This window comes from Tolypothrix sp. FACHB-123 (assembly GCF_014697075.1).
GTDB lineage: Bacteria > Cyanobacteriota > Cyanobacteriia > Cyanobacteriales > Nostocaceae > Aulosira.
In genome coordinates this window covers 53,091-65,406 of sequence record NZ_JACJRE010000031.1, presented here as the reverse complement: position 1 = coordinate 65,406, position 12,316 = coordinate 53,091, and the positions used below count along the sequence as shown (strand labels likewise).

General features: G+C 39.7%; 11 protein-coding genes. 3 read left to right on the top strand and 8 right to left on the bottom strand.

What is annotated here, in order from left to right; genetic code table 11:
- Positions 1-3 precede the first annotated feature (3 nt).
- Positions 4-957, top strand: coding sequence for a transposase (locus H6G41_RS20155; protein WP_190747957.1), 954 nt, complete (start codon positions 4-6; stop codon positions 955-957).
- A 251-nt stretch (positions 958-1,208) separates the two neighbouring features.
- On the opposite strand, the gene H6G41_RS35225 is transcribed toward H6G41_RS20155, so the two are convergent.
- Genes H6G41_RS35225 through H6G41_RS20140 form a run of 3 tightly spaced genes read right to left on the bottom strand, consistent with a single transcriptional unit; the run spans position 1,209 to position 6,818 of the window.
- Positions 1,209-4,307 (bottom strand): peptidoglycan-binding protein, encoded by a 3,099-nt coding sequence (locus H6G41_RS35225; RefSeq protein ID WP_242037986.1) that lies wholly within the window; start codon positions 4,305-4,307, stop codon positions 1,209-1,211.
- Between the two features lie 3 nt (positions 4,308-4,310).
- Positions 4,311-6,464 (bottom strand): AAA-like domain-containing protein, encoded by a 2,154-nt coding sequence (locus H6G41_RS20145; protein WP_190747955.1) that lies wholly within the window; start codon positions 6,462-6,464, stop codon positions 4,311-4,313.
- A gap of 9 nt (positions 6,465-6,473) precedes the next feature.
- A complete protein-coding gene (locus H6G41_RS20140; protein ID WP_190747954.1) occupies positions 6,474-6,818 on the bottom strand; it encodes a CU044_2847 family protein in 345 nt (114 codons plus the stop codon).
- Between the two features lie 169 nt (positions 6,819-6,987).
- On the opposite strand from H6G41_RS20140, the gene H6G41_RS20135 reads away from it, so the two are divergent.
- Together H6G41_RS20135 and H6G41_RS20130 are read left to right on the top strand one after the other, a co-directional pair.
- A complete protein-coding gene (locus tag H6G41_RS20135; protein WP_190747953.1) occupies positions 6,988-8,133 on the top strand; it encodes a hybrid sensor histidine kinase/response regulator in 1,146 nt (381 codons plus the stop codon).
- A gap of 124 nt (positions 8,134-8,257) precedes the next feature.
- A complete protein-coding gene (locus H6G41_RS20130; protein ID WP_190747952.1) occupies positions 8,258-9,640 on the top strand; it encodes an aldehyde dehydrogenase in 1,383 nt (460 codons plus the stop codon).
- 17 nt (positions 9,641-9,657) lie between these two features.
- Here the strand turns inward: H6G41_RS20130 and H6G41_RS20125 are convergent, their stop codons facing one another.
- The 5 genes from H6G41_RS20125 to H6G41_RS20105 form a co-directional block, all read right to left on the bottom strand.
- Positions 9,658-10,038, bottom strand: a complete 381-nt coding sequence (locus H6G41_RS20125) for a type II toxin-antitoxin system HigA family antitoxin (protein ID WP_190747951.1) — start codon at positions 10,036-10,038, stop codon at positions 9,658-9,660.
- A gap of 10 nt (positions 10,039-10,048) precedes the next feature.
- Positions 10,049-10,342: a type II toxin-antitoxin system HigB family toxin gene (locus H6G41_RS20120; protein WP_190631989.1), complete on the bottom strand. Its 294-nt coding sequence runs from the start codon at positions 10,340-10,342 to the stop codon at positions 10,049-10,051.
- A 117-nt stretch (positions 10,343-10,459) separates the two neighbouring features.
- The gene (locus H6G41_RS20115; RefSeq protein WP_190747950.1) at positions 10,460-11,053 is read right to left on the bottom strand and encodes a sulfite oxidase-like oxidoreductase; all 594 of its coding nucleotides are present in this window, start codon (positions 11,051-11,053) and stop codon (positions 10,460-10,462) included.
- Between the two features lie 294 nt (positions 11,054-11,347).
- Entirely contained in the window at positions 11,348-11,524 is a 177-nt protein-coding gene (rpmF, locus tag H6G41_RS20110; RefSeq protein WP_190747949.1) for a 50S ribosomal protein L32, read from the bottom strand.
- Positions 11,525-11,754: 230 nt separating this feature from the next.
- Positions 11,755-12,219 (bottom strand): hypothetical protein, encoded by a 465-nt coding sequence (locus tag H6G41_RS20105; protein WP_190747948.1) that lies wholly within the window; start codon positions 12,217-12,219, stop codon positions 11,755-11,757.
- Between the last annotated feature and the right edge of the window lie 97 nt (positions 12,220-12,316).

The window sequence follows — 12,316 nt, the reverse complement described above, 5'->3', positions numbered from 1 at the left end:
TGCATGACCGAGCAATCTACCGATTACGATAGTCCTTGGAAAGAAATCATTGAGCTATATTTTCCCCGCTTTCTGGAATTCTTTTTTACCCTAGCTTACGACGCGATCGACTGGACGCGACCTTATGAATTTCTGGACACAGAACTGCAACAGCTAGAACCTAATGCGGAAATTGGGCGGCGTTTCGTTGATAAAGTCGCCAAAGTTTGGTTACTTGACGGTGAGGAAGCGTGGGTATTAGTTCACGTAGAAGTTCAGGGACAATATGACAGCCAATTTGCTGAACGGATGTACACCTACAATTACCGCTTGTTTGACCGCCATAAAAAGCGAGTCATCAGCTTGGCGGTATTAGCCGATGAACAAGCAAATTGGCGACCTTCCAGCTACAGCTATGAACTGGGGGGATGTCGCGTCAGCTTAGAGTTTCCCATAGCGAAGTTATTGGACTATGAACAAACTTGGGAAACCCTAGAGCAAACCACCAATCCCTTTGGGATAATTGTGATGGCGCATCTCAAAACCAAAGCAACACAACGAAACCCAGAAAGTCGGCTACAGTGGAAACTAAGCCTAGTCAGAAGTCTTTTTGAAAGGGGATATAGCCGACAAGATATTCAAGAATTATTTCGGTTTATAGACTGGGTGATGGTTTTGCCAAAAGAATTGGCAAGTAGTTTCAAAACAGTAGTGAGAAATTACGAGGAGACAAATAGAATGCGGTACGTAACTAGTATTGAACGTCTAGCAAAAGAAGAAGGTATTGTCGAAAATGCTAGAGAAAGCGTGATTGAAGTTCTCGAAACCCGCTTTGGAGAAGTGCCAACTGCTATTGTGGAAGCTATCAATGCTATAGAAGAACCATCGGTATTAAAGACACTTCATAAAAGAGCGATCGCAATTCCTTCTACAGCCGAATTTCAGCAACTCTTAGATAATCTCACTGCTGGAGAATAAGCGATCGCCTGTTTTGTGCTGAGAATGCGATCGCAATTCCTTCCACATGAGAATTTCAGCAACTCTTAGATAATCTTACTACTGGAGAATAAGCGATCGCCTGTTTTGTGATGAGAGTGCGATCGCAATTCCTTCCACATCAGAATTTCAGCAACTCTTAGATAATCTCACTGCTGGAGAATAAGCGATCCCCTGTTTTGTGTTGAGAGTGCGATCGCAGCTATCTAAATAACCTTGTTTCCTTATTGAAGTTAAAATCTTCCGCTTCTTATGTCTTTGAGACTAATACCGTAAAATTCCTGAGCTTGTCTAATTGCTTTTGTGGTGTCATCTGTTATTACACCGTTAAGTTGACCTTTATAAAATCCACGTTCTTGTAGCCATCTTTGCAATTCTAATACACTAAACTCACTCTTAGGAGTATTAGTCACTAAGCTATATAACTTGGCTCTGGTAGTTGGGCCAGCTATACCACTAGGTGCTAAATAATTAGCGGCTTGAAATCGGCGCACAGCATCTGCGGTATTGGGGCCAAAGTAGCCATTTGGTTCTCCCTGTAAATAGCCGGCTTTGATCAAGTGATCTTGCAGAACACGAACTCGTTCACCGCGATCGCCCATACGTAATTTATCGCGATCAGCTACTGCTTTGGGAGCATCCTCACCATGACCAACACCAAGGGGTGGTAATTTTCTCATTGTTGCTGGGCCAACCACACCATCAGCATCTAGGTTATAAGCTGTTTGGAATCTTTTCACAGCCTCTTCTGTAATTGGGCCAAAGATGCCCGTGGGGTTACCATAGTAAAATCCAGCAACTTGCAATCTTTCTTGTAAAACTCTGACAGATTCACCTTCATCACCTTTCACAAGGTAATTGGGATTGCTGCGCTTGCTAGTTTGTGTGTCGCTGCTTTGTGTTTTGATACTGGAACCCTTTGGACACCCCCAGCTTTCTAATTTTTGTAGAGTAGTTATGCTAACGATGCCATCCACAGTTAACCCAGCTACTTTTTGGAAACGCCGGACTGCATCTTCCGTGGAAAAGTCATAGATTTGAGTAATAGGGGCTTGATAAAAACCTGCTCTTTTCAACTTTTGTTGTAAATTTCTAACAGAAGGGCCTTGGTCGCCTCTTTCGAGAAGACTCCGATTATCTATTAGTTCATTAGGTTTATCTTCAGGAGATATTGGTACTATTTCTGCACTAATTTGTTGTGATTCTAATTGTTTTACGCGCTCTTTTGCATCTTCTTCATTATCAAATTTACCTGCATATATCAAATAATTTTTACCATCGAACAGCACTCTGAATGCTCCTCTTTGTATCTTTTCAATTTTTTCTAGAACGATACTGCTATTATTCTTGACTCTAACTAAGTAACCCTTAATCACATGACTTTCTAACTTGTTACATACACCATATTCAGTGTTTTTGTTGATATATGGGCTTGCTATAAACGTGGATGACATTTCGGAGTTTTTAGGTATTTCTGCACTGGTAATATGATTAGTTGAATAATTAATACGGCTAATCAATTCCAAAAGTTCTATCATATTTTCCAGTTTATAATCTGTTTGTATTTTTTCGGATTGTAATCGTTTTATTTCTTTTTCTAACTCTCTCTTACTTTTTATTAATCTTGTTTTAGTTATTTCTAATATTTTTTTTACACGCTCAGTCTCTTTTTCTTTTTTTCTAAACTCTTGAATTTGTGCTTGAATTCTTTGTTTTTCGTTATTATATTTTTGCCTTACAGATATTAATAAATTAGTGGATAACTGTAGTTTTATTTGTTCATTTTGTTTATCATGTTCTAAATTTCGCTTCTGGCTTTCGGCTTTATTGAGGTCTGATTTTGCAACATCAAGGGTTTGCTGTAACTTTTTAAGAGCTATACCTGCAATAAGTGAGATCAAAACTACTCCAGCAAAGCCTATACGAATAGAATATTTGATTTTCTTTTGTGTTGCAGTTAATCGTTGATTTGCTTTTTTCTCTTCTTGTAAAGCTAATTCTGCTTTTTTTCGTGCTTCAGCCAATATTTGCTTGGCTTGTATTTCAGCTTCTAACGCAAATTTAAAGTTTTGTTTATCCAATTCTTGGCTAGCAGCTAAAAATTGATAATCTTGATCACTTAAACTTTTACCTGATGCCCAGATTTGTGCATCTTGCAATGCTTTACCATGTAACAGATGTGATTCATCCCGACAATTAGAATCTAACCAGGCGATAATTGATTCTCCATAGGGACGTAACTGAGATAAAGCTTTATTAACCCAGTTTTGATCAAAAACAGCTTTATAAATTTGGTTATAAAGCATTAAATTTCCATGCTTTTTAATAACTAAACCAGATAGCCTCAATTCCATCTGTTCGTAAATTTCATAAGCTGCAACTTCTCCTAGAAGTAAAATTTGTTGATAAATTCCTAATAATCTACCAGTATATTGCTCATCCCTGAAAATTCGATCGCGTATCGTTTTCAAATGCTCTGGTTCATCTTGAGATTCCCAATTTTTAACAATGTGTACGCGCACCAGCTTTTCTATAGCTGAAATCTCCATGTTAGTAAGAACAAGATGACAAAGCTTTTGGGTGAGAAATGGCTGCCCACCTGTCCAAAACAAAATTTCTTGCATCACTACTTGAGGATTATTGACTTTGTTCACCAATCCATCAATTAAAGGCTGAACTTCTTGCAAATCAAAGCCTTTTAATTCAATTGCTTGGCCAATATTAAAAGGTGTACGCTTTTTATCTTGAATTAAATCTGAGGGTGTGGCTACTCCCAACAATGCGAAGGTGATGCGCTTGTATTTTGGCTGATCAGCACGCTGGTTATAACAGTCTCGGATCAAAGCAAAAAAATCGTCACTCGAAAAGTTCAAGCTGAGAATACTGTCGATTTCATCTGCAAAAATCACAATTGATTCAGATATCTCAACTAGCAGAACTTCTTCGATAAATTCACTTAATCGTTGTACCGGAGAAAGATGATCGTGTTCTCGCCACCAACTGCGTAAATTAAACTTGTTTGAAAGCTCAAAACTACTCACCAAAATACGCACTACACCCGCATACCACTGATCTGGTGTAACTTGCTGACTACCAATTTTTGTCAAGTCAACTGCTGCACAAGCAATGCCTTCATTTTGCAAGCGTTGCATTGTTTGCACTCGCAAGCTAGACTTGCCCATCTGCCGCGAATTCAGCACATAACAAAATTCCCCAGCTTTTAATGCCTCATACAAATCTTCGTCTGCCTGTCGCTTGACATAACTGGGGGCATTTATTGGTAAACTACCCCCAACTTGATACTCGTAGGCTAGATTATGTTCTGTACTCATCATCTAAACTCTCAGGCGATCGCGGAAATATTGACGATACAAATTGCAACGAGGCGTAACATCATTTCCTTGCAGTTGCAGTAATCCCATACTGAGTAATTTAAAGCATTCTATCGAATCCAAGCGAACTGGGCTAGTATTAGCAACTACTTTCTTGATTGCAGCAGCTAATTCTGGACGTTGTTCTAAATTCCACAAATGCCGTCGCAAATGGTCACTATAAAGCCCAGCTTCTGTGGGTGCTGTTTGTAACAGCAAATCAAGGGTATTATCTTGTCGGGCAATGTTATAAAGTGCGACTCTTACCAAATAGGGATGCCCTCCCACCATTGCCATTAACTGCTCAACTTGGGTTGAACTCCAATTGAGTCCATGCCTTTGTGCCAAATTCAGCACTTGTTGAGCGTTAAACTCTGGTAATTCAATCGGCAAACCTACATTAAAGGGCGATTGATTGATATTCATTGGAATGTAGACTTCAGTGGAATGCACCACTACCAACCGCAGTCTTTTCCAAATCTCCCGATTTTTTCCGTCCTCATGCCAAGCACGTAATAGTCCAAAAAAGTCAGCAGCTATTTCGCGATGTTGGAAGACCAAATCAACTTCATCCAATCCCAAAACAAGAGGTTGGTTGATTTGTGCCAGTAAATACTCCTCAAAATAAGCAGTGCAGTTATCTTTACTGCCAAAAATATCGTCCCAGTAATCCCCTAGCTTGTTAGATATCCTCAGCCGTCGCCCCACGCTGGCACAAAACCACTGGAGAAATTTATCTAAATCGGCAAAAACTTTTCCGTCTGCTAACTGAAAGCTCAAAGGAACAGTTAAACAACTCTGTTGTGAAGCATGATGGAGAATCCGCGCCATGAGTGAGGTTTTACCCATCTGTCGCGGTGCTTTGATCCGAATCAGAGATCCTGGCTTCAAAATTGCTTCGTAGCAGCGAGATTCGATTGGGGGACGTTCAATATAAAATTCCGAAGCTAAATCTACCTGTCCTTCTGGTAATTCTGGTTCTGCAACTGGTAGGGGTGGATCTGAAGGATGAAGGACGACGACCTCCCCCTCTGTGCTTGCGGAGAGGGGGATTGAGGGGGTGAGGTCTTCAAGGTCTTGGCTACCCGCCAACAAACTCAATATTTCTGGCAAAATCTTTGAAGTATCAGCAGGCGATTTCCACTCTCGCTGCTGAATCTGACTTAAATAACCCCGTAAATCATAATTTAGTGGTGAACTTAAGGGAAAATTGACGCGAATTGGCAAAATTACTGGTTTATGCTCAGGACGCACATCCTGTAACTGTTTTGCCCTTCTTACTTCTTCTGTCACCATCTCACTAGTTGCTGATTGTGGAGACAACAGCAGCAGAAAATAATCACACCGTTCTAATTCTCTATCAATGCGCTGGGGCCAGTTTTCCCCTAAGCGAATACTCTCACCCGCCATAAATGCTTCATGTCCAGCTGCTTTGATGGCTTCATAAAAATGTTGGGCAAGGCTCAAATCTGGGTCTTGACTGCGATAGCTAATAAAAACTCTGGCGCTGTCGCTATTTGGTGGCAACGGTGGTACATTCTGATTAATATCCAGAAATATTGACAAATTTGAGCATTTTTGTTTTATCGTGGCTAGTGGTAAAGCCAATGCACCTTCTGTATTGTCGTAAGCAGCAATTATGCCAATAACTCGCTGAGTTTCCGCATTAAATACAGGCGAACCACTATACCCACCTTGCACTTGTTGCGAATTCGCTTTAACTCGCAACCGCAACATTGGTAAGTTGCTAAATTCAAACTGGGGATTCACATCAGTGATTGTGCCATCAATCGAAGCGCCTTGCGGAAAATCCAAACGCCCATAACCAATAGACAAAAATCGATCCATTGGCTGAAAATTAAAAGCTAGGGGGACTGAATCACCCTGATAACCAGGTAATTGCAAGATGGCAAAATCATCGCCAGTGCGATCGCCTAAATAAACCAACTCCACCCTTTGCCCATTGACTCGCACGTTTTCCCAACCGCCAGTCTCTTCAACTACATGGGCGCAGGTAAGTAAGTGTCCTTGTGTTGAGATGAAAAAGCCTGTACCCCGAATGCTATTTTCCGGAGTGGCGATCGCCACAGTACAAGCTTTAACTAAATCCCAACTCATGAAAATTTATTACTTGTTTTCTTTTGCTGCCAAATTCCAAGTTATTTTCACTTTAAGTGATGCTTGCCCACTGGATTCAACTACATAAACTGAGCCTTTGGTGGTAAAATTCACCCCAAACTCAACTTCTCCGCTTACCGGTTGTGATTCTTGCTGTAAGATGTGAAATGCCTTTGTAATTGGGCGACAGCCGCGAACTATTAAATCTTTAACTGCATCGAAGCTACCTTCTACTTTTTCCATCGGTAACTCACCAGTAGCAGCTACACGCCCCACAGATACTTCTGGTATTTCTACAGCTACCAAAATCGTGCCGCCATCTTCTGTATTTAGTTCTAAAAGTTTACGAGCCATAATTTAATTAGCTAGTGATTATTTGTTAATTTTTTTTAAACTTATTAAACTTTTTTATGTAAATAATTTTTCTGCTTAGAGCAATCTCCTTCAGTAATAACCCAAAGGAAATAATACCAATTAAAGTAGCTCTGAGAACAATTAATTTTACCGTATACCTGGTCGCTACATGAACTCGCAAAATTCTCGCTCTGACAAAATTTTGGTTGTAGATGATTCCCCAGATAACGTGTTTTTAATCAAAACTATTTTGGAGGAAGAAGGCTACACAGTTAGCACAGCAGAAAATGGTGCTTCAGCATTAGCGCAACTCGAAGCATCTCCTTGTGATTTGGTATTGCTGGATTTAATGATGCCGGGAATGGATGGTTACGAAGTTACTCGGCGCATACGTGGAAATACTGCCATGCAGCAATATATCCCCATACTGCTGATTACTGCTCATGATGCGCCAAATGTTGCTAAGGGATTAGATTTAGGCGCTGATGACTTTATCCGCAAACCTGTAACTGTGGATGAATTATTAGCACGAGTGCGATCGCTCTTACGCTTAAAACATAGTATCGATGAACGCGATGAAATTGCTCGTCAGCGCGAAGATTTTGTTTCCCGTCTCACCCACGACTTACGCACCCCCCTTGTAGCCGCCGATCGCGTACTCATGCTGTTTCAGCAGGGTGCTTTGGGAGCATTATCACCGCAAATGGAGGAAGTGATCGCGATTATGGCGCGTAGCAACACCAATTTGCTGTCAATGGTGAATACCCTATTGGAAGTTTACCGCTTTGAAGCTGGTCGCAAAACCTTGGCATTTCAACCAGTGAACCTCCGCCAATTATTAGAGGAGGTGGTGGGAGAATTAACACCTTTAACTGAAGCAAAATCACTGTCGATGAATTTAGGAATTGCTCAAGAGTTAACCATCAATTCAGTCATGGGCGATCGCTTAGAATTGCATCGTTTATTGACTAACCTAATTGGTAATGCTATAAAATTTACCGATTCTGGCTCAGTAAATATTCATCTTGGTTCAACAACCCAAAGCAGCAAAAAGTCGTATTTAGATGCTGTGGAAAATTCCGCTTTTAGTGAATTCCTAATTGTTGAAGTAGAAGACACAGGCCCCGGTATTTCACCTGAAGAAAAAACCACATTATTTGAGCGTTTTCGCCAAGGAAGTCACAAGAGTTCTGGTAGTGGCTTAGGGCTGTATCTTTCCCGGCGAATTGTTGAAGCTCATCAAGGAAATATTCTAGTTAAATCTGAGTTGGGTCAAGGTAGTGTATTTATTGTTATGCTACCTGTAAAAATATGAGTCAATAGTCAATAGTCATTGGTTATTTGTCATTGATAATTTCTTCCTTGTCTCCCTTGTCCCCCTTTCCTTATCCCTCTTTTCTCCCTTCCCTAGCCCCTAGCCTCTAGCCCCTATAAAAAACATGATTACTGAATTATCAATTTCTATCAACGATATTATTCATAAACAACGCGAATTTTTTCAAACTGGTAAAACTAAAGATGTTGCTTTTCGCATAGAAAAATTAAAAATTCTCAAACAAGCAGTTATAGAAAATGAACAAGCAATTATTCAAGCATTAAAAGCCGATTTAAATAAACCAGAATTTGAAGCTTATGCTACAGAAATTTTAGTATATAAAGAAATTGATTACGCAATTAAGCATATCAAAACTTGGACTAAGCCACAAAAAGCCGCCGTTCCTCTGGAATTTTTGCAATACTCAGCTAAAATTTATCCAGATCCTTTAGGAGTAGTTTTAATTATCGGCCCTTGGAACTATCCATTTAACTTAATGATTGGGCCTTTAGTTGGTGCGATCGCGGCTGGAAATTGTACAATTCTCAAACCTTCAGAACTTGCGCCTCATACCTCTAGTTTGCTGGCTGGGATAATTGCTAAATATTTTGATCCAGCATATATTGCACTGGTAGAAGGTGGTGTAGAAACTAGCCAAAATCTGTTAGCAGAAAAATTTGATTATATCTTTTTTACTGGTGGTACAAATGTCGGCAGAATTGTCATGGAAGCAGCAGCAAAACACCTTACACCAGTTACTTTAGAATTAGGTGGTAAAAGCCCTTGTATTGTAGATACAGAAATTAACTTAGAACACACCGTTAAGCGGATTATTTGGGGTAAATTTGTAAATGCTGGACAAACTTGTATCGCTCCTGACTATATTTTAGTTGATAAAAAAATTAAAATAAATTTAGTAGAAGGACTGAAAAAAACTATCAAAGAATTTTATGGAGATAACCCAGAAACGAGTCCTGATTATGCTCGTATTATCTCTACAAAACACTTTGATAGATTAGTAAATCTTCTAAAAAATGGTGAAGTCATCATTGGTGGAAAAACGAACCTGGCGGAACGTTATATAGCTCCCACGCTGCTTGAGAACGTCTCTTTAGATAATGCAATTATGCAGGAAGAGATTTTTGGGCCGATTTTACCCATTATTGAATATGATGACATCCAAGAAGCGATCGCCCTAATTAACTCGCGACCAAAACCCTTAGCTTTATACTTATTTTCGCAAAACAAAAACCTGCAACAGCGCATTTTGCAGGAAACTACATCCGGTGGAGTTTGTCTTAACGATACAATCATGCAATATGGTGTTCCGTCTTTACCATTTGGTGGTGTGGGTGATAGTGGTATTGGTAGTTATCACGGTAAAGCTGGTTTTGACACTTTCTCCCACCGCAAAAGTGTTTTGCAAAACTCGTTTTTATTTGATTTAAATTGGCGTTACGCTCCTTATCAAGGAAAGTTAGCTTTCCTCAAGCGATTCCTGGGTTAATTAGTTCACATTTTGCATTAAGCTGAATTTTTCATGAGAGAGTATGGTTGAATCAGCACATCAGCAGGAATTCCTAATTGTTGATTTAAACGCCGAATCATCTCTAATGTTAGTGGTTGCTGGCGATTTAAAATTGCTGCAACCTCTTCCAGACTTCCAATAATAGGTTCTAAATCGTGAGTAGATAAACCACGAGATTCAAGATAGTACAAAATAGCTTCTATTGGTTCTGGTGCTGCAATTGGATAGTGTTGTTGTTCGTATGCTTCTACTAGAGTTGTTAAAACTTCTAAATGATCGCATTCTAGTGTATTAGGTTCTGCATCAAATAATCTTTCTATTTCATCAAGTGCAACACGATAATCAGCTTCATTTCGGATTGGTCGGAGTTCGAGCATACACATTACCTCAAATTGTTGCCGCATCTACGTTATCGTATTCAGAGTGCGTACCTACAAAGCGGATGAAAACAATATTAATGTCATAACGAACGTGAACAATTAAGCGATATTTATTGCCTTTAATATTAAAAACTACGCGATTATTAGCAATAATACTGGCATTTCGATAAGTAATTTTAATATCTGTCGGACTAGTCCATTCTGCACGAGAAACTTCATCATACCAAGTTTTGAGTGGCTGCTCGGCATCAGGATGTATTTCCCAAAATTGCCGTAAAGTACTGCGAGCAATGATTCGCATACTAAAATTATAATATTCTTTCAAATATGAGGGTGCTACCCAGCAAAAACCGGAGATGCTGGGTAGTATCCTTCTCGGCGTATTTTTCAGCAATTCTTATTAATTACGAATTACGAATTAGTAACTATACCTTTCTTCCGCCCAAGGTTCACCCCGTTGGTGATAACCATTACGCTCCCAAAAACCCAGTTCTTCACTGTTGAGAAACTCTAAACCATTAATCCATTTAGCGCTTTTCCAAGCATAAAGATGGGGAACAACTAAGCGCATCGGCCCGCCATGTTCTGCTGGTAAGGGTTCACCAAATAATTGAAAAGCAAAGAAATTTTCTTCTCGGACAAAATCTGTCATTGAGATATTAGTAGTGTAGCCACCATAGCAATGTTCCATCACATGAACTGCTTGGGGATCTACCTCTAACAAACTCATAAAATCTGTAACTTTAATCCCAGTCCACTTAACATCAAGTTTAGACCAGCGCGTCACACAGTGAAAATCTGCTGTGAATTCAGATTGAGGTAAAGCCATAAAATCTGCCCATGTAAAAGTAGCAGGTTTTGCTAAACCCCAAACTTTAAATTCCCATTCTTCTATATTTATTTGTGGTGTTGCACCATAAGTTAAAACGGGAAAGCCTTTAGCCAAATATTGACCAGGCGGAACCCGTTCGTTATTTTCTTGCTCTGGTTTCTGAAAAAATTTTCCTAACATAATCTTAGAAAAATCACTTTTTCAAGATAATTGGTTTTCTTGAGATGATTGTCTAAGGATTTGAGCATCTGCACTACTCCAAAAGGATAAAAAATACCAATTGCGCAGAGTACTAAAAATCCAGAAACTACAGATAGCTTAATTTCGATAAATTATTTGCTCATCACCCATAGGCAATAGTTAATGGAGATTGTCCAATTAACTATAACTATGTATGGATAATGCCATGAGAAAAGCAACGAAAAAGCGCCAAATTAACAGCGCTGTTCGTGCCTTTCTTAACTATCGACATTATTATTCGTCTTCTGCTTCTTCGTCTTCAGCAGTTGGATAGACAAATGTAGAGCGTCCAGTCAAAATAGACTTGCCTAGGGAAAGAGCTTTTTGTGCTTCAACAGCAGCTTTATGTCTCCAGTTAGCTCGGCGCTTATCTCTTTTAGACTTAGATGTTTTCTTCTTTGGAACAGCCATGATAGCGGATATCGCAATTCTTGACAACCTTTTTATTCTAAGCCATCAATTGACACTGGCAACATAAAAATGGGAATTGGGCATAGGGCATGGGGCATTGAAACAATTTTGGATTTTGGATTTTGGATTTTAGATTGGAATCCACAATTGCAAATTTAAAATCTAAAATTCCTTGTCCCCCTTGTCTCCCTTGTCCTCCTTGTCCCCTTTGTCCCCTTTGTCTCTCTTCCCTACTTTTTCTCTGTGGGCTTGGGGTCAAATAACAGAAGCGATCGCGCTGTTTTAAAATAAGTTGCCCAACGTTGCGCATCGGGACGAGTACGCCATTGTTGACGAGTTACTTCTAAAGCTAAAACTGGGGCGATCGCTCCTAGACTTTGTACGGAGACAATTACGGATACATCTGTGACTAAAATATCTTGGTCAAAACTCCTTTGAGCTGCGGCTCTGGCTACTGCTTCTGCCCTTCTGAGTATGGTTTCGTAATTTTCTTCTGGTAGTCGATCGATTGCCAAGTCAACTCTGGCTGTGTAAGCTCTCACAATCTGCGGGGCGATCGCCTCATAAGCAAACCACACCGGAACCGCCGAAAAAAGCAAAACTCCTAACTGAACTATCCGGATTTTTCTGGCAATTTGGCTAATAACTGAAAAGGAAATGATCGATGATAGTTGATGAGCAACACTTCTACTCATGATTTTTTCGCTCCTGTCTACAGAATCTCTAATTTAAATTGAGTGAAAGTAATTTCCGGCTATTTTATGTAATAAAAATCACATATTATCAGGGTGA